Annotated in this window: 15 protein-coding genes; 12 read left to right on the top strand and 3 right to left on the bottom strand. The window is 66.4% G+C overall.

Translation table 11 applies throughout. The annotated features are described in order from the left end of the window. Window positions 1–28: 28 nt before the first annotated feature. The 7 genes from AC1REK_RS02595 (at window position 29) to AC1REK_RS02565 (ending at window position 8,561) form a co-directional block, all read left to right on the top strand. Window positions 29–886 (top strand): cytochrome c oxidase subunit 3, encoded by an 858-nt coding sequence (locus AC1REK_RS02595; RefSeq protein WP_316018654.1) that lies wholly within the window; start codon window positions 29–31, stop codon window positions 884–886. Window positions 887–958: 72 nt separating this feature from the next. Then, window positions 959–1,333 (top strand): DUF983 domain-containing protein, encoded by a 375-nt coding sequence (locus AC1REK_RS02590; protein ID WP_316018655.1) that lies wholly within the window; start codon window positions 959–961, stop codon window positions 1,331–1,333. Window positions 1,334–1,335: 2 nt separating this feature from the next. Then, window positions 1,336–2,097: an SURF1 family protein gene (locus AC1REK_RS02585; RefSeq protein WP_492267668.1), complete on the top strand. Its 762-nt coding sequence runs from the start codon at window positions 1,336–1,338 to the stop codon at window positions 2,095–2,097. A gap of 102 nt (window positions 2,098–2,199) precedes the next feature. Next, the gene (thrC, locus tag AC1REK_RS02580) at window positions 2,200–3,615 is read left to right on the top strand and encodes a threonine synthase (RefSeq protein WP_492267290.1); all 1,416 of its coding nucleotides are present in this window, start codon (window positions 2,200–2,202) and stop codon (window positions 3,613–3,615) included. Continuing rightward, window positions 3,612–4,958 (top strand): M16 family metallopeptidase, encoded by a 1,347-nt coding sequence (locus tag AC1REK_RS02575; protein WP_492267291.1) that lies wholly within the window; start codon window positions 3,612–3,614, stop codon window positions 4,956–4,958. The genes thrC and AC1REK_RS02575 overlap by 4 nt, the downstream gene beginning before the upstream one ends. A gap of 5 nt (window positions 4,959–4,963) precedes the next feature. Continuing rightward, window positions 4,964–5,554, top strand: a complete 591-nt coding sequence (locus AC1REK_RS02570; protein WP_316018658.1) for a GNAT family N-acetyltransferase — start codon at window positions 4,964–4,966, stop codon at window positions 5,552–5,554. Between the two features lie 100 nt (window positions 5,555–5,654). Further along, window positions 5,655–8,561: an EAL domain-containing protein gene (locus tag AC1REK_RS02565; protein WP_414644987.1), complete on the top strand. Its 2,907-nt coding sequence runs from the start codon at window positions 5,655–5,657 to the stop codon at window positions 8,559–8,561. 158 nt (window positions 8,562–8,719) lie between these two features. Here the strand turns inward: AC1REK_RS02565 and AC1REK_RS02560 are convergent, their stop codons facing one another. Continuing rightward, complete coding sequence (locus AC1REK_RS02560) at window positions 8,720–9,331, bottom strand: YqgE/AlgH family protein (protein ID WP_316018659.1); 612 nt, start codon at window positions 9,329–9,331, stop codon at window positions 8,720–8,722. Between the two features lie 179 nt (window positions 9,332–9,510). On the opposite strand from AC1REK_RS02560, the gene AC1REK_RS02555 reads away from it, so the two are divergent. Together AC1REK_RS02555 and AC1REK_RS02550 are read left to right on the top strand one after the other, a co-directional pair. Then, entirely contained in the window at window positions 9,511–10,359 is an 849-nt protein-coding gene (locus AC1REK_RS02555; protein WP_327523260.1) for a protein-disulfide reductase DsbD domain-containing protein, read from the top strand. 158 nt (window positions 10,360–10,517) lie between these two features. After that, window positions 10,518–11,003, top strand: a complete 486-nt coding sequence (locus tag AC1REK_RS02550) for a peroxiredoxin (RefSeq protein WP_327523261.1) — start codon at window positions 10,518–10,520, stop codon at window positions 11,001–11,003. A 940-nt stretch (window positions 11,004–11,943) separates the two neighbouring features. On the opposite strand, the gene AC1REK_RS02545 is transcribed toward AC1REK_RS02550, so the two are convergent. Then, window positions 11,944–12,675, bottom strand: a complete 732-nt coding sequence (locus tag AC1REK_RS02545; RefSeq protein WP_492267292.1) for a hypothetical protein — start codon at window positions 12,673–12,675, stop codon at window positions 11,944–11,946. Window positions 12,676–13,080: 405 nt separating this feature from the next. Here AC1REK_RS02545 and AC1REK_RS02540 point away from each other — a divergent pair, with 405 nt between their 5' ends. The 3 genes from AC1REK_RS02540 (at window position 13,081) to AC1REK_RS02530 (ending at window position 16,658) form a co-directional block, all read left to right on the top strand. Continuing rightward, window positions 13,081–14,880 (top strand): adenylate/guanylate cyclase domain-containing protein, encoded by a 1,800-nt coding sequence (locus AC1REK_RS02540; protein WP_492267293.1) that lies wholly within the window; start codon window positions 13,081–13,083, stop codon window positions 14,878–14,880. Between the two features lie 118 nt (window positions 14,881–14,998). Next, a complete protein-coding gene (locus AC1REK_RS02535; protein WP_316020441.1) occupies window positions 14,999–15,448 on the top strand; it encodes a GNAT family N-acetyltransferase in 450 nt (149 codons plus the stop codon). Between the two features lie 187 nt (window positions 15,449–15,635). Further along, window positions 15,636–16,658 (top strand): LLM class flavin-dependent oxidoreductase, encoded by a 1,023-nt coding sequence (locus tag AC1REK_RS02530; protein WP_492267294.1) that lies wholly within the window; start codon window positions 15,636–15,638, stop codon window positions 16,656–16,658. A gap of 202 nt (window positions 16,659–16,860) precedes the next feature. On the opposite strand, the gene AC1REK_RS02525 is transcribed toward AC1REK_RS02530, so the two are convergent. Then, entirely contained in the window at window positions 16,861–18,168 is a 1,308-nt protein-coding gene (locus tag AC1REK_RS02525; RefSeq protein ID WP_492267295.1) for a TAXI family TRAP transporter solute-binding subunit, read from the bottom strand. Window positions 18,169–18,449 lie beyond the last annotated feature (281 nt).

The raw sequence follows: 18,449 nt of genomic DNA, 5'->3' as shown, positions 1-18,449 counted from the left end.
TGCACTTCTATCGGACGCGGAGACCACGATGGCCGAGGCCCATACCAAGAACCACGACTACCACCTCGTCGATCCGAGCCCGTGGCCGCTTGTCGGCTCGATGAGCGCGACGATCATGGCGATCGGCGCCGTGATGTGGATGAAGCACATGCCGGTCGCCGGCATGCAGCTCGGCCCGTTGGTCTTCGGTGCTGGCCTGCTGGGCGTGCTCTACACCATGCTGGCCTGGTGGATGGACGTCGTGCGCGAGGCCGAGCATGAGGGCCACCACACCCGCGTCGTGCAGATCCATCACCGCTACGGCATGCTGATGTTCATCGCCTCCGAGGTGATGTTCTTCGTCGCCTGGTTCTGGGCCTTCTTCGACGCCAGCCTGTTCACCGGCGAGCATATCCAGTACGCGCGCGCCGAGTTCACCGGCGGTCACTGGCCGCCGAAGGGCATCGAGACCTTCGATCCCTGGCACCTGCCGCTGCTCAACACGCTGATCCTGCTGACCTCGGGCACCACGGTCACCTGGGCGCACTATGCGCTGATCCAGAACGATCGCGCCGGGCTGAAGCAGGCGCTCTGGCTGACCCTGATCCTCGGTGGCATGTTCACCATCGTCCAGGGCTACGAGTACGCGCACGCCTCCTTCGCCTTCGCCGGCAACATCTACGGCGCGACCTTCTACATGGCGACCGGCTTCCACGGTTTCCACGTCATCATCGGCACGATCTTCCTGGCGATCTGCCTGTACCGGGTCTATCTCGGCCACTTCAAGCCGAACCAGCACCTCGGCTTCGAGTTCGCTGCCTGGTACTGGCATTTCGTCGACGTGGTCTGGCTGTTCCTGTTCGCCGCGATCTATGTCTGGGGTTCCGGTACGCCGGCCGCCCACTGATACGAGACCGGTCGCGGTCGCAGATCCCGAGGGGCGGCCGCGAGGCCGCCCCTTCCGTTTGAGGAGAAGCGCATGACAGAGCCGCACCCTGCCGGCCCCTCGCCGTTTTCGACCGGCCTCGCCGGCCGCTGCCCACGTTGCGGCGAAGGCAAGCTCTTCGACGGCTATCTGAAGCTCAGGCCGCGCTGCTCCGCCTGCGGCCTGGATTTCGCCTTTGCCGATTCCGCCGACGGGCCGGCGGTGTTCATCATGCTGATCGCAGGCTTCTTCGTGCTTGGCCTCGCGCTCTATGTCGAGATCGCCTACGAACCGCCGATCTGGCTGCATCTTGCGCTCTGGCTGCCTCTGGCGCTCGTCACCTGTCTTGGCCTGCTGCGGCCGATGAAGGGCATCGCGGTCGCGCTGCAATATGTGAACCGCGCGCAGGAAGGCAGGATGAAGAAGTGAGCATGCCCACCACCGCCTCCCCGTCGCGCCAGAAGCTGCTCCTGCCTACGCTGCTCACCGTCATCGGTGTCGGCGTGCTCTGCCTGCTCGGCAGCTGGCAGCTCCAGCGCATGGGCGAGAAGCACGCCTTCATCGCGCGGCTGCAGGCGCAGGCCGGTGCGCCGCCCTCCGCCATGCCGCCAGCCGCCGAGTGGCCGAAACTCGACCCGAGCCGGCTCGACCTGCAGCGCGTCGAAGCCAGGGGCACCTATCTCGACAACGGCATTGCCGGGGTGCGCACGACCATCGCCGCCGGTCCGCCGGGCACGCGCCAACTTTCCGGCTTCGGCCGCTGGGTCTTCCAGGGGTTTCGCCTGGAAGACGGCGGCACCATCCTGGTCAATCGCGGCTTCGTTCCGGAAGGCCGCTATGCCGGCATCACCCCGACCAGCGGCCCCGCGACCGTCGTGGGCTTCCTGCGCGCGCCGGAGGCTCGCAACAGCTTCACCCCTACGGACCTGCCGGGACAGCGCGAGTTCTACACCCGGGACCCCGCCGCGATCGCCGCCTCGCTGGGGCTGCCGGGCGCGCCGTTCTATCTCGAGGCCGAGCGCAGCGGCGACGGCATGACCCCGCCGGCCGGGGTCGACGTCAAGGAGCTGATCGCCCGCATTCCCGACAATCACCTGCAATATGCCGTGACCTGGTTCGGGCTGGCACTGACACTGGTAGGTGTGTTCGCCGTCTTCGCATGGCAGAATCGCAGGCGGCGGCAAGCCGGCTAGGCGTGTGGCGCGGGCCCCGAGCCTCCACCCGTCGGCCTTTGCTTTTGCCCTCCCCCGCCAACGGGCCTATAGGATCAGGCACAACCTCGAAACGGAACCGTCGTGCTGCATATCTCGACCCGGGGCGATGCGCCCTCGCTCTCCTTTGCCGATGCTCTTCTCGCCGGGCTTGCCCGCGATGGCGGCCTCTACCTGCCGAAAGCCCTGCCGCGCTTCTCGGCGGCGGAGATCGCGGGCTTCGCCGGCAAACCCTATGCGAGCGTCGCGGAGCAGGTCGTCGGTGCCCTCGCCGATGGCGACATCGAGAGCAGCGCGCTGAAGACGATGATCGGCGAGGCCTATGCCAGCTTCCGGCACCCGGCCGTCTGCCCGCTGGTCCAGCTCGGCGACAACCTGTTCTCGCTCGAGCTCTTCCATGGCCCGACGCTCGCCTTCAAGGACGTGGCGATGCAGTTGCTCGGGCGCCTGATGGACCATGTCCTCGCCCAACGCGGCGAGCGCGCCACCATCGTCGGCGCGACCTCGGGCGACACCGGAGGCGCCGCGATCGACGCCTTCAAGGGCCTGGAGCGGGTCGACATCTTCATCCTCTACCCGCAGGGCCGCGTCTCGGACGTTCAGCGCCGGCAGATGACCACGGTCGATGCCGCCAACGTCCACGCCATCGCGGTCGAAGGCACCTTCGACGACTGCCAGAACCTGGTGAAGGCGCTCTTCAACCATCACCGCTTCCGCGACGAGCTGCGCCTCTCCGGCGTCAACTCGATCAACTGGGCAAGGATCGCGGCGCAGGTGGTGTATTACTTCACTGCCGCGAGTGCGCTCGGCAGCCCGCACCGGCCGGTTTCCTTTGCTGTTCCGACCGGCAATTTCGGCGACGTGCTCGCCGGCTGGATCGCCAAGCAGATGGGCCTGCCGATCGGGCGGCTGGCGATCGGCACCAACAGCAACGACATCCTGGCCCGGACGCTCGAGACCGGGGTCTACGAGATGCGCGGCGTCAGCGCCACGAGCTCGCCCTCGATGGACATCCAGATCTCCTCGAATTTCGAACGGCTTCTGTTCGAAGCACATGAGCGCGACAGCGAAGCCGTGCGCCGGCTGATGCAGTCGCTGCAGCAGTCCGGTCGCTTCGAGATCGCCGCCGGTCCGCTCGCGCGGATCAGGGCCGATTTCGACGCCGTCGCGATCGACGAGGCCGCGACCGCCGCCGAGATCGGCGCGATCTGGCGCGATGCCGGCTACCTGCTCGATCCGCACAGCGCGATCGGTGTGCGCGCCGCCCGCGCAGCGCTGAAAGCCGATCCTGCGACGCCGGTCGTCGCGCTCGGCACGGCGCACCCGGCCAAGTTCCCTGACGCTGTCGAGGCAGCGAGCGGCGTGCGGCCGGCGCTCCCGGCCCATCTCGCCGATCTGATGGAGCGCAAGGAACATTCCAGCCTGCTGCCCAACGACCAAAGCAAGCTCGAACGCTTCATCTCCGAGCGCGCACGAGCGGTGCGGAGCGCGGCGGCATGAAGACGCTCAACGCCCGGACCGGTAAGCCGAAGCCAGCCAAGCGCGAGGAAGAAGCCCTCGCGCATGACCCGGCGGTCAGCCTGACCACGCTGCCGTCGGGGCTGCGCATCGTCTCCGAGCACATGGCCCATGCCGCGACGGTCTCGCTCGGCATCTGGATCGGTGCCGGCGCGCGCGACGAGCTGCCCCACGAGCACGGGCTCGCCCATCTGCTCGAGCATATGGCGTTCAAGGGCACGGCGCGGCGCTCGGCCCGCCAGATCGCCGAGGAGATCGAGAGCGTCGGCGGCGATCTCAATGCCGCGACGTCCGTCGAGTACACCTGCTACACCGCCCGCGTGCTCGGCCAGGACCTGGCGCTGGCGGTCGACATCCTCGCCGACATCCTGACCGAGCCGGCGCTGACCGAGGAGGAGCTGGCGCGCGAGAAGGGCGTCATCCTGCAGGAGATCGGCGCCGTCCAGGATACGCCGGACGATCTGGTCTACGATCGTTTCCTCCAGGCGGCCTTCCCCGACCAGCCGCTCGGCCGGCCGATCCTCGGCACGGCGCAGACGGTGAACAGCTTCACGCCCGAGGCGATCCGCGCCTATCTCTCGCGGCACTACCATGCCGGCAACATGGTGCTCGCCGCGGCCGGCGCGGTCGACCACGCCGAACTGGTGGCGCTCGCCGAGAAGGCGCTGGCCAAGCTGCCGGCGCGCCCGGCCGAGCCTCCGCCGGGCCGCGACCTCGCCGTGTACCGTGGCGGTGAGGCGCGCATCGACGGCGACGAAGAGCAGGTCCATGTCGTGCTCGGCTTCCCCGGCAAGCCGTTCAAGGACGGGGCGCATTACCCGCTCCAGATCTTCTCGGCCGTGCTCGGCGGCGGCCTGTCCTCGCGCCTCTTCCAGGAGGTGCGCGAGCGCCGCGGCCTCGCCTATGCGATCGACGCCTTCCACTGGCCCTTCTCCGATTGCGGCGTCTTCGGCATCAGCGCCGGCACCGCGCCGGAGGATGTCGGCGAGCTCGTCGACGTCGCCTTCGACTGCCTCAGGCAGGCGGTGCGCGATGTCAGCGAGGTCGAGATGGCGCGGGCCCGGGCGCAGATGAAAGTCGGCCTGCTGGCCTCGCTCGAAAGCCCCGGCGGCAAGCTCGAGCAGATGGCGCGGCAGGTGCTGGTCTTCGGCCGCGCCATCCCGCGCGAGGAGCTGGCGCGGCGGCTCGATGCGGTGAGCCTCGCCGATGTCCGCGCCGCCGGCCGCAGCCTGCTCAAGGGCCACGCCACGGTGGCGGCCGTCGGCCCGCTCGACGATCTTGCGCCGGCTGACGCCCTGCGCGCCGCCCTCGCCCGCCCGGCCTGACCGCCATGGCCCTGTTCCGCTTCGCGACCGACCCGCCGACGCGGCCGCTGATCCGGACCAAGAACCTCGTATTGCGCCCGCCGCTGGCCAATGACTATTCCGCCTGGGCGGCGCTGCGGCTGGAAAGCCGCGACTTCCTGACGCCTTGGGAGCCGGTCTGGAGCGAGGACGACCTGACGCGGAACTCGTTCCGGCTGCGGGTGAAGCGCGCCGCCCGCGAGATCGCGACCGACGAAGCCTATTGCCTGTTCGTGCTCGATGCCCGCACCGAGGCGCTGCTCGGCGGGCTGACGCTGGGCCTGGTCAGACGCGGCGTCGCCCAGGCCTGCACGCTCGGCTACTGGATGGGCGAGCGTCATGCCGGCAAGGGCCATATGACGGAAGCCGTGCGCGGGGCGCTCGGCTTCGCCTTTTCCGAGCTCGCTCTGCACCGTGTCGAGGCAGCCTGCCTGCCGCAGAACACGCCATCCCGCCGGCTGCTCGAGCGTGTCGGCTTCCAGCGGGAAGGCGAGGCGCGCGGCTATCTGCGGATCAACGGCGTCTGGGCCGACCATCTGCTCTACGGGATGCTCGCAGCCGACCTCCGCAAGGCTTGAGGAAGACGCCGTGGGCTGCCTTGCCCTCGCCACGCCCGGCCGATACGACTGACCAGATAAATTTTAAACGTTCAGACCCGCCCGAAAGACCGAGCCCACCTTGTCATCGACGCACCGTTTCCTCCGGCTCGGCATCGCCATATCTGGCCTCCTGGTGCTGATCCTGCTCACGGCGCTGCGCCCGGCGCTGGCAGTCGAGGCGCAGCGCGTCCCGGTCGACGTGCCCGTGCTCGACCTCACCGACGTGGTCGAGCGCAACAAATCCGACGGCGACGTCATCCAGATCTCGACCGCGCCGGGCCCGGACGGCATCGTCCGGCGCATCGCGGTTCGTGCCCGCGAATCCGGCGCAAGGCCGGACTGGATCGTCTTCGCGCTCACCAATGATTCCGACGAGCAGATCGACCGGCTGCTGGTCGCGCCGTTCCACCGGCTGATCGGCTCCGGCGTGATCTGGCCCGATCTCGGCGACCGCCGGATCGAGGCGATCACCGCGAGCCAGGGCCTGCGGCCGGAACGCGAGGATTCGCCCGACGCCGACGTTTTCCAGATCACGCTCGACCCCGGCACGACCGTCACCTTCGTGGCCGAGCTCAAATCGCCGAACCTGCCCCAGCTCTATCTCTACGAGCCGGAGGCCTATCGCCAGAAGACGAACGGGCTGACGCTCTACAAGGGCATCATCATCGGCATCGCCGGCCTGCTCGCGCTGTTCCTGACCATCATCTTCGTGGTCAAGGGCGCGGTGATCTTCCCCGCCGCTGCGGCGCTCGCCTGGGCAGTCCTCGCCTATGCCGGGCTGGATTTCGGCTTCTTCCAGCGCATCTTCCCGCTAACGCCCGCGATCGAGCGAATATATCGCGCCGGCGCCGAGGTGGTGCTGGCGGCGACGCTTCTCGTCTTCCTCTTCGCCTATCTCAACCTGTCGCGCTGGCATGTGCGCTACAGCCACATCACCCTGGTCTGGATGCTCGGGCTCGCCGGGCTCGTCGGCCTCGCCGTGGTCGATGCGCCGATGGCGTCCGGTGTGGCGCGCATCTCGATCGCAGCCGTCGCGGCGATCGGCTTCGTGCTGATCCTGCACCTCGCTACCCATGGCTATGAGCGGGCAGTGATGCTGATCCCGACCTGGTTCCTCCTGTTGGTGTGGGTCACGGCCGCCGGTTTCACCGTGACCGGCCAGCTCGCCCGCGACCTCGTGCCGCCGGCGCTGATCGGTGGCCTCGTCCTGATCGTGCTGCTGATCGGCTTCACCGTGGTGCAGCACGCCTTCGCCGGCGGGGCGCTGGCACAGGGGCTGGTCTCGGACACCGAGCGGCGAGCGCTCGCGCTCTCCGGCTCGGGCGATCTCGTCTTCGACTGGGACGTCACGGCCGACAAGATCTTCGTCTCGCCGCAAACCGAAATCCTGCTCGGCCTGCCCAAGGGCGCGCTCGAAGGCTCGGCCGCGCGCTGGCTCGAATACATGCATGTCGCCGATCGCGACCGCTATCGCGTCACCCTCGATGCGGTGATCGAGCAGCGGCGCGGCAAGCTGCAGCTCGATTTCCGCCTGCGCGCCGGCAACGGCGCCTATCACTGGTTCAGCCTGAAGGCCCGCCCGGTGATCGGCTCCGATGGCGAGGTGATCCGCGTCATCGGCACGCTCGCTGATGTCACCGAGCAGCGCACGGCCCAGGAGCGGATGCTGCACGATGCCGTGCACGACAACCTGACCGGCCTGCCCAATCGCGAGCTCTTCCAGGACCGGCTCGCCGCCGTCTTCGGTTTCTGCCGCGCCGATGAGAGCATTCGCCCGACCGTCATCGTCATCGACATCGACCGCTTCAAGCAGGTCAACGAATCCGTCGGCTTCTCGGCCGGCGATTCGATCCTGCTGACGCTGGCGCGCCGCCTTGGCCGCCTGCTGCGGGCCCAGGACACGCTGGCCCGCATCGGCGGCGACATCTTCGCGATGATCCTCGTTTCCGAGCGCGAGCCCGAACGCATCCTGGCGCTGGCCGAGCTGGTGCGCCGCGCCGTCTCGACGCCCGTCACCTTCGCCGAGCGCGAGATCGTGCTGACGCCCTCGATCGGGCTCGCGCTGTTCGACGGTACACCGACGGCGCGCAAGGACGATGCGCTGAAGAATGCCGAGCTCGCCATGGCCCATGCCAAGAACCAGGGTGGCAACCTCGTCGAGGTCTTCGTCCCGGCGATGCGCAACGACCGCAACGACCGGCTGGCGCTCGAAAGCGACCTGCGCCGGGCGATCGAGCGCGGCGAGATCCAAGTGATGTACCAGCCGATCGTGCGGCTGGAGGACCGGACCATCGCCGGCTTCGAGGCGCTGATGCGCTGGGACCATCCGCGCGAGGGCCGGCTGCTGCCGCAGGACTTCCTCTCGATCGCCGAGGAAACCGGGCTGATCGTCGATCTCGGCGTCTATGTGATGGACCGGACGGCGCGCGAGCTCGCCGCCTGGCAGGCGGCGCTCGAGGTCGAGCCGCCGATCTTCGCCAGCGTCAACGTCTCCAGCCGCCAGCTGCTGCGCCACGACCTGCTTCGCGACGTCAAATCGGTGCTGGCGCGCCGGCGCGTACTGCCGGGCACGCTGAAGCTCGAGATCACCGAGAGCCTGGTGATGGAGAACCCGGAATACGCCGCGCAGATGCTGTCGCGCATCCGCGATCTCGGCGCCGGCCTCTCGCTCGACGATTTCGGCACCGGCTATTCCTCGCTGTCCTATCTGCAGCGCTTCCCCTTCGACACGATCAAAATCGACCAGAGCTTCGTGCGCCAGATGGGCAATGGCCGCCCGCCGGTGATCCTGCGCTCGATCGTCCAGCTCGCCGCCGATCTGCGCATGGACGTGGTGGCGGAAGGCGCCGAGACAGAGTCGGATGCGATCGAGCTCTACCAGCTCGGCTGCCAGTACGCGCAGGGCTACACTTTCGGACAGCCGATGACGGCGGCGGAAGCGCGTCGGCTTGTGGGGGCGTCGAGCGCCTCGACCGAGGCGGCCTAACCGGCAACGCGCCACCTGCCGACGACCTGCACCGTCATTCCGGACAAGCTGCGTAGCAGCGCCGTTCCGGAATCCATCGATAGGCGGCGCGTTCCGCGATGGATTCCGACGCTCCGCTTCGCTTCAGCCGGAATGACTTGAAAGGTGAATGCGCCCTCTCAGGCGTGGCCGGCCTGGTTCGAGAGGAAGGCGGGGTCGATGCCGAGCTTATGCAGCGCCCGCTCGTATTTGGTGTCGAGCCCGTCATCGAAGAGCAGGTCGAAATCGGCCTCGCAGTGCAGCCAGCCATTGGACTGGATCTCGGCCTCGAGCTGGCCGGCGCCCCAGCCGGCATAGCCGAGCGCCAGGACCGCATTCTCCGGGCCGCTGCCGAGCGCCATGGCGCGCAGGATATCGAGCGTCGCCGTCAGGCAGATGCCGTCATCGATCGGCAGCGTCGCCGATTCCAGGAAGAAGTCGGCGCTGTGCAGCACGAAACCGCGCTTGGTCTCGACCGGACCGCCACGCAGCACCTGGACGCGCTCGACCTGGCTCGGCAGGCGAATCGCCTGGTCCGGCGGGATCACGTCGAGCTGCACCAGAAGCTCGGGAAAGCGCGTGTCGGCAGCCGGCTTGTTGACGATGATCCCCATCGCCCCGTCCTCGGAATGGGCGCAGAGATAGACGACGGTGCGGGCGAAGCGCGCATCGCTCATGCCCGGCATCGCGATCAGGCACTGCCCGTCGAGATAACTGCGACCGCTGACCCGCTGGTTCGAACCGATCTTCATGGCGCCATGCTAAGCCTTTGCGGGCGCGCTGGGAACGGGGGTACAACGCCAAATTATCGTGTCCCGCTCGCGCCGCATTCCTCTGTCACGGAGGCTGACCTCCCGCCCTAACGCAAATGTTTGAGGTCGCGACTGCGTGTTTCTCGCTATTCTCGCCCGGATCGCCTAAATCAGCTGTCGTGAAATTTCTCGCCGCCCTTTTTTCGGCTGCCCTGACGCTCGGCACACCCGCCGGGGCGCAGGAAGCGGCCGTTTCGCTCTGGTCGAAAAGCACCCATTCCTCGATGCGTCTGATCGCCGGCGCAACCGCAGCCTCCGGCAAGCAACGTGTCGGCGTCGAGATCGTGATGGCGCCAGGCTACAAGACCTATTGGCGCAGCCCCGGCGACTCCGGGGTTCCGCCGGTGTTCGACTGGAGCGGCTCGGAGAATGTCGGCGGTCTCGATGTGCGCTGGCCGGCCCCCGAGCGCTTCGAGGACGCGAACGGCTTCGGCATCGGCTATGTCGGCGAAATCGTCGTGCCGGTCTCCGTCCAGCCGGTCGATCCGACTCGCCCGGTGACCGTGGCGCTGAAGCTCGATTACGCCGTCTGCGACAAGATTTGCGTGCCCGCCAAGGGCGAGGCCCGGCTCTGGCTTGAACCAGGCGTGACCTCGGTGACGTCGCCCAGGCTCGAAGAGTTCGAGGCGCGCATCCCGCAGCCCGTCAAGCTCGGCCTCGCACGCGACCGCCTCTCGATCATCGAGGTCACGCGTGGCGAGAAGGAAAGCGAGCATGCGCTCAAGCTGATCCTGAAGGCTCCGGAAGGCGGCGCGATCGACGACGTCTTCGTCGAGGGCGCCGGACAATGGTCGTTCGGCCGCCCGCAGCTCACCCCCCTCCCCGACGGCACCGTCGCGGCGAAGCTTAAGATCGTCGACCGCCCCAAGGGGGCCAGCGGCCTCACACCCTTCATCGTAACGCTGAGCGGTAAGCCGGCCGCGGTCGAGACGCGGCTGGAACTCGACATCGGCGCCGGCAAGCCGTAACCCTGCCAGCGGGGCGGCCATCAGCCGCGAGCATGTTCCACGAAAGCGGACACCACGTTCGTGATGCGGACATGCTGCACCAATTATGAGCTAGCGCGAATTCTGGTCGTTCGGCCATGCCCGGCCGAACGGGGAGCGCGAGGATGGAGAACGGCACGATGTCGATCAAGGTCGGTGACAAGCTTCCGCAGGCGACGTTTCGGGTGATGACGGCCGAAGGCCCGGCCGCGAAGACGACAGAAGATCTGTTCAAGGGCCGCAAGGTGGTGCTGTTCGCCGTGCCCGGCGCCTTCACGCCGACCTGCCACAAGAACCACCTGCCCGGCTTTCTCGCCAAGGCCGGCGAGATCAAGGCCAAGGGCGTCGAGGAGATCTTCGTCACGGGCGTCAACGACGTCTTCGTGATGGACGCCTGGGCGAAGGCCACCGGCGGCGCCGGCATCATCGGCTTCCTCTCCGACGGCAATGCGGATTTCGCCAAGGAGATCGGCCTGTCGATGGACGGCTCGGGCTTCGGCCTCGGCACGCGCTCGCAGCGCTATTCGATGGTCGTTGAGGACGGCGTGGTCACCGCGCTCAATGTCGAGGAAGCACCCGGCAAGGCCGATGCCTCAGGCGCCGAGGCGCTGCTCGCCCAGCTCTGAGCCGCATTTCCGGTTCGAACGACTTCGCGCCCGCGCCATCCCGGCGCGGGCTTTTCTATGGGGCGAGAGGAGTAGAGACCCCGACGAGACGAATGTCGCTCTTGGGTCAGGAGCAGGCATTGATCTGGCAGCAAAAATCGCATCTCCATTGCCACCCGCTACGAGCGATCACCGCTACAGATGTTCAGATTTGGCTGCCTCCCAGTGCTCTTGCTTGCCGTCGCGGCTGCGATTTGGGGCTACAATGCTCAGTACTCCTCTCCCCGACAAACCGTTGGGATAGACCTTCCCGGGGCGAACGCGAAAGCACGTTTTGAGTGGTGGTTAGGTGAAGACTGGATACCCTTCTCGCGGATAGTTGTCGAAAACGTTCATGGGAAAACCGATAGGCGCATGTGGGAAGATTGGGGGCCGGCGAGTCGCGCGAGCGTCTATCTAACGCCGGAGAATTGGCTTGTCGTTGCTCATCCCGGCGGAGGTGCAACGGCGGTCACGCTGAATTCAGAACGTGCTCCAGAAGAGATCAGCTATTTTGCGGTTAAGAGGAGTCCTTCAGAGCGATGGCGTTTCATTGGTACCGTCGATAGAACGCGTCAGGGGGACCTCCGATACTACTCACCGGACGAGGTGCGCGAATGCATCCCCCTGTTCGGAGCGGGCTCGGCGCCTTTCCGCATCGACCATCAGGATCAACGCGATTGCGCATTTAGATAGATGTCAGCTTTAGGTCGGAAGCCGACATCGAACCCGTCGCAAAGCTGGTCGCGCCCCTTGACCCGCAGCAGGCCCTCGCGACGGAAATGCCTCCGGCTCTCCAATCTCAACGGCTTCTTGGCAGGATAAAAGGCTCTAGCGAATTCCTCACAATGAGCTTCGATTTGCGTGCAACGTCGAGGAGGTTGAAACATTCCCATGCTGCGGCGCGATATCGCGGCTGACACTACCGCAAATTGGGGTCGACGACCTTTTCGAATGCTTCACCCTGCTTGATGCGCTCAAGATAAGCATAAATTGACGAATAGCCCACCTTGTTAGCCCACAAAGCGACTTCGAATTTTGCGGACGCATAGTTACTGGTCAACACATCCGAATCCGAAACGAAGAAATATCGAGCAGACCCCATATCTCTAACGGACTTACTATCCACATCCGCCCCCGCCCGAATGTCGTATTCCGACCTGAAATCGACCTGCATGGCGAGGCCTTCATCGAACCATGTCGGAAGCTCAGTGAACTTGGCCAAAGGCCCGACACGATCCGCAATTTCGGCATGCATTAGTTCATGAGCGACGATATCTACGTTCTGGCCTTTAGGACCGATCAGAACGCAAATTCTTGAACCAATGAATTGCGTGCTGCCGTATTCATTAAGTCGAAATGGCCCAAATCTGGCCGCACCATCAAAGAACAGGATAATTGGCTTCGATCGGGGTTCTCCAAAAACCTCTGCAATTCTGCCTTTTGCATCCGACACAAGGCGCTCGATCGCGCGGGCTTGATTTGGCTCCAGAGTGTCTGATGCGACCAAGGTTCCGTCATTCAGGCGTGTCGATGGTATGACGTCCAACGCAGCGCACACCGCCGCGCTAGGATTTGCTGCGGCGTACCCCACCACAGCAAACCCGAAAACGGCCACGAAAACTGCCAGAACCCGTGAAATTCTGAAGCGCAAGGCCATCTCCCATATGTGAAACCGGCACCGATCTCAGCCGCCGGGATTGACCATGTCGCGACAATCACGATCAAAGCGACAGAAGATCTCCCGACTTTGCGACGCCACAGAATGGGTCTTTTCGCGGCAATGGCAACGTCTGCACGTCGGCGCGAGCTTTCTGCCCGGCGGGTCCTTTGGCGGCTCTGCAAAGTCGGCGCCGTGAGCGCTTCACGATTGAGTCCGACGCATTCTGGGTCACGGCTTCTTTTGCCCCGGCTTCGCGGCTCGTCGCCACCGGGTCGCGCCAACGGCCGATAGCCAAGCCGCCCGGAAAGGCGCAACATCCGCGCGGAGCCAGGGCCGGCGCCATGCCTTCGCGACGTCCTGGGTCTTCGGCCTCGGCTCTCTGGACGAGCGCCCACCGTGAACAGGAACCGCGTCGCACAGGCGCAGCAGGTCGAACGCAAGCTCACCGCGATCCTTGCTGCCGATGTCGTCGGCTATTCGCGCCTGATGGGCGTGGACGAGGCCGGCACGGTCGCGCGCCTCAAGGCGCTGCGGGCCGAGGCGGTGGAGCCGTGCATCGCCCGGCGCGGCGGGCGAACCGTCAAGCTGATGGGCGACGGCGCGCTCGTCGCGTTCGCGAGCGTGGTCGAGGCGGTCGCCTGCGCCGTCGAAATCCAGCAGGCCATCGCGGCGCATCAGAACGAGGTGGCGGCGGAACGGCGCATCGCCTTCCGCCTCGGCGTCAATCTCGGCGACGTGATCCTCGACGAAGGCGAGTTCTACGGCGACGGCATCAACCTCGCCGCTCGGCTGCAGACCATGGCGGAAGCCGGCGGGCTCTGCATGTCCGGGATGGTCCACGAGCAGGTCCGGGACAAGCTGCCTTATCCCTTCGAGGACATCGGCGAGCAGCAGCTGAAAAACCTGACCCGCCCGGTGCGCGTCTATTCGCTCTCGCCGGTCAGCATCGCGGCGCTCGCGCAGGGCGCGCCGACGCCGCGGCAGAGCTGCAATAACCCACCGCCCCTGCCCGACACGCCCTCGATCGCCGTCCTTGCCTTCACCAATATGAGCGGCGGTCCCGAGCAGAGCCATTTCGCCGACGGGATCAGCGAGGACATCATCACCGGCCTCTCGCGCCTGCGCTGGCTCTTCGTGATCGCCCGCAACTCCAGCTTCGTGTACCGGGACAAGGCGGTGGATGTGCGGCAGGTCGCCCGTGAACTGGGCGTGCGCTATGTGCTCGAGGGTAGCGTGCGCGCCGCGGGCGGGCGCATCCGCGTCGTCGTCCAGTTGATCGACGCCGGTACCGGCAAGCATATCTGGGCGGAAAAGTACGACCGCGACCTCGCCGACATCTTCGCCGTGCAGGACGAGATCACCGAGCATGTCGTCGCGGCGATCGAGCCGCGCCTCTATGCCGAGGAAGGCGTGCGGGTCTCGGGCCGCCCGCCCGGCAGCATCGACGCCTGGGGCCTGGTCGTGCGGGCGATGGGGCTGATCAGCAAGGTAGGCAGGCGCCAGAACGACGAGGCGCAGGCGCTGCTGCACCAGGCCATCGCCATGGACCCCACCTATGCCCGGGCCCATGCGCTGCTGAGCTGGGCACTATGGTGGGCCTCGCTCTGCTATTGGGTGCCGGATACGCGCGAGGGCTACCGGCAGGCGGCGCAGCATGCCGAGGACGCGCTCGCGCACGATCCCGGCGATCCCTGGGCGCGGATGACCCGCGGCCTCGGCCTCAGCACCGCGGGACAGCACGACAGGGCGCTGGTCGAGCTCGAAGCCGCGCTCGCCCTCAATCCGAGCTTCGCGCTCGGCCGCACCGCCCATGGCTGGGCTCTGCTTCGGGCGGGCCGCTACGACGAGGCGATCGCCGAGACCGGCAAGGCCGTGCGCCTGAGCCCGGCCGACAGCTTCGCCGGGATCTACACCGCCATTCACGGGCTCGCTCTGCTTGGCGCAAGGCGCTTCGCGGAAGCGCTGCCCCACCTGCGCGCCTCGGTCTCCGCCTTCGCGGAGTACTCTGGGCACTACAACACGCTGATCAGCTGCTGCGGCCATCTCGGCCTGATCGACGAGGCGCAGGAGTTCATCGCCGCCCGCGCGCGGGTCGGCCCGCCCCTGCACCTCTCGGTGCTGCGCGAGAACCTCCGCCATTACGCGCATTGCGAAGTCTTCGTGGAAGGCATGCGCAAGGCCGGCGTTCCCGAGTAGTGCACAAGCCCCGGGCGGACGCCGAGCCCACAGCGATGCTGATCGAAATCATGACGCTTGGTCATGAGACAGGCCCGCCCGGCTCGCGCTAGCCTCCGGCCCATTCATGGAGGAGCCCTTGTCCGAGATCACCATCCGCCCGCTCGTCGCAGGCGACCGCACCGCCTGGGAGCCGCTCTGGCAGGGCTATCTGACTTTCTACAAGGCATCGCTTGCCCCGGAGACATCAGACACCACCTTCGCGCGCCTGACGGGCGGCACGGAGCCAATGGGCGGCTTCATCGCCCTGCGCGACGGCAAGGCGATCGGCATCGTCAACTATGTGCTGCACCGCACGACCTGGAGTCCGAAGGAGATCTGCTATCTGCAGGATCTGTTCACCAGCGAGGAAGCAAGAGGCGGCGGCGTCGGCCGCAAGCTGATCGAGGCCGTCCGGCAGATGGCGGAGAAGAAGGGCTGCTTCCGCGTCTACTGGCAGACGCATGAGAGCAACGTGCAAGCGCAGGAACTCTACGACAAGGTCGCGCAGAAGTCGGGCTTCATCGTCTACCGGCAGCCGCTGGGCTGAGCCGACAGCCATCCCGCCAGGTCCGCCGGGATTGCATCGCGACATTCACTTGCGTGCATGAACGCCAGGGCGAAGCCGCGAATCGCACCTATATGAAGGACATGCACGCCCGACGGCGCCGGCCGCTCGGGCGTTTTCCTTGTCGCGGAACGGCTCCGCGCTCGCGGTCATTCACAGGCGCTGCACGATGAAGAAGATCGGCTTCCTTTCCTTCGGCCACTGGTCCCCCTCCCAGCAATCGCAGACGCGCTCGGCCGGCGACACGCTGCTGCAGTCGATCGATCTTGCCGTGGCGGCCGAGGAGCTGGGCGCGGACGGCGCCTATTTCCGGGTGCACCATTTCGCGCGCCAGCTCGCCTCGCCCTTCCCGCTTTTGGCCGCTGTCGGCGCCAGAACCAAGCGCATCGAGATCGGCACCGCCGTCATCGACATGCGTTATGAGAATCCGCTCTACATGGCGGAGGACGCCGGCGCGGCCGATCTCATTTCCGGCGGGCGCCTGCAGCTCGGCATCAGCCGCGGCTCGCCCGAGCAGGTCATCGATGGCTGGCGCCATTTCGGCTACCAGCCGGCCGACGGACAGAGCGATGCCGACATGGCCCGCCACCACACCGAGGTCTTCCTCGACGTCTTGCGCGGCGAGGGCTTTGCGCGTCCGAACCCGCGCCCGATGTTCCCCAACCCGCCCGGCCTGCTGCGGCTCGAGCCGCATTCCGAGGGCCTGCGCGAGCGCATCTGGTGGGGTGCCGCCTCGGACTCGACCGCGGTATGGGCGGCGAAAGCCGGCATGAATTTGCAGAGCTCGACGCTGAAGACCGATGAGAGCGGCGAGCCCTTCCATATCCAGCAGGCGAAGCAGATCCGCGGCTACCGGCAGGCCTGGAAGGAGGCCGGCCATCAGCGCGAGCCGCGCGTCTCGGTCAGCCGCAGCATCTTCGCCTTGGTCGACGATCGCGACCGCGCCTATTTCGGCCGCGACGGGCAGGGCAGCGATTCGATCGGCTATATCGACGACAGCACGCGCGCGATCTTCGGCCGCTCCTACGCCGCCGAGCCCGACAGGCTGATCGAGGAGCTGAAACGGGACGAGGCGATCGCCGAGGCCGACACGCTGTTGCTGACGGTGCCGAACCAGCTCGGCGTCGACTACAACGCCCATGTGATCGAAGCGATCCTGAAGCATGTCGCGCCGGAGCTGGGCTGGCGCTGAGGCGGCGCACCGCGGGGGGTTGGAATGCTCGGCTGTAGCTGCTCGGTGTCAACGGCACCGGCCGAAACAGCGAGCCCTACGGTCGTGCGCCAACGCGGTTGACCCAAGGCGGATATTGGCGCTGCGCGGCGCTCCTGGGAAACCACCGGGCTGGGCGAAAATGGCTCCGTTCTCGCTCTCGGGCAGTCGGCGGAGACGACCATCACGTCGCTACAGAAGGCTCGCCTGTGCTCTGCCCGCGCTGGGAGTTCAGCACAGCCCGACGCGCCGTGATCGAATAGCGGGCGTGGTTGATTGCCAGGGCCATGGTGGATTCGCCGCCAGCATTGCCTGCAGAGGCAAGAGCCTCGTCGATCAGGTGGTGGAGTGATCGGTCGAGGGTTTCCAGCTTCTCGGCATCGGCCCCGTGGGCCTGGTCGGCGATCTGGATCAATTGCCCCGTCCGCTTCTGTTCTTGGCGCATTCGCCGGGTCTTCATGCGCCCCATGATGACCGTCGCGGCCGAACCCAAGATGCTGACGACAGCCGCGGCGAGATAGAAATAGCCCTGAATCTCGTCGAGAAAGCTCTGCTCGCCATTGTTGAGATAGTTGGCGACACCGGGATGGATCGGCAGGATCGGGTTCTTTGCGTCGGGGTCGGGCGCCTCGATCTGATTGGCCAGCGGGGTGAGCGCGGCCAGCTTAGGCTTCGACGTCAGGAGAGACCGGCCTATCGCCCCGGCGACCAGGTTGAGCATCGTATCGGGTGCTACGAGTCGGTAGGTCACGGCGAGCGTCGTGACAGTGTCGTCAGGGGTCGCAGGCCGAGACCTAAAGGCACCTTCCGGCACATCGAACGTTTCGAAGGCGGGGAAACGCCGATTGAAGGCGTCCGCGTCAGAGAAAGCCAGAATCGTCGGCGTCCCTGCTGTTCCCTTGGCCATGGCCAGTACGGCGCCAACGACCTCGCCTGGACCGACCGGGCCTACGGCAAGAATCGCCGCCACCTGCCTTTGATGGACCGCCGTGATCATTTCGTCGGAACTCAGGAAGAGCCGCTTCACGTCGTGAGGCGCGACATTGTAGTAGCTCAGGATGATATCGAGCATCGCAGAGTTGACGTCCTGCAGACGTCCTTGCGGAATTGCGATTGTCTTGCCGGAGAGCTTTCCGATGCTGTCGATCGGCGATTTCGGAGGCAGCACGAAGGCCACGACATCGCGGCGCAGTATCGCGATAGTCTGGCCATTGGTCGGTGGAGAAACGTCGCTGCGGATCAAGGCGAGTTCGGCATCGCCGGTCTCGATCGCCTTTGAACTGGCGGCCAGATCATTGACTTGAACCGGCTGGATCTTCACGCGGGGATGATCCTTGGCAACCTCGGTCACGAGGGCACCGATAAGGCGCTGGGCCTCTGTGCCGAAGGGGCCAGTTGTCACTCGCAAGGTCGCGTGCGGCGACCAAAAATGGATCGCGGCCGCTAGGGCCGCGATGACGAGGAGCCCCCCTGTCCACAGGGCAAATCGCATCGTGCTGCTCCCCGTCACCGGCATCGAGACATCAGGCAGGGCGTTCTGCAGGCCGAGGCCGCTTAGGTGCGACCGTGGCGATGATAGGGCCTGCACGCCAGCGTCAGAAAGGATTTCAATGTACCGCGCGGGCCGGATCGGCGCGCCTCGCCCTGATTCTGGCCCACAGGTTCAGCATGCCGGCCGCTCCGTGCCCGAGCATATCGAACGCAGAACAGGGTGCGAAGTGGCCTTGCCACAGGCTGTATGACCCGGCGCACTTCGTTCGCGCATCCGCCTGA

It is taken from the genome of Allobosea sp. GW823-FHT02B03 (genome assembly GCF_058797755.1).
Note: the sequence above shows the minus strand (reverse complement) of the source record. Positions and strands in the feature narration are given on the sequence as shown.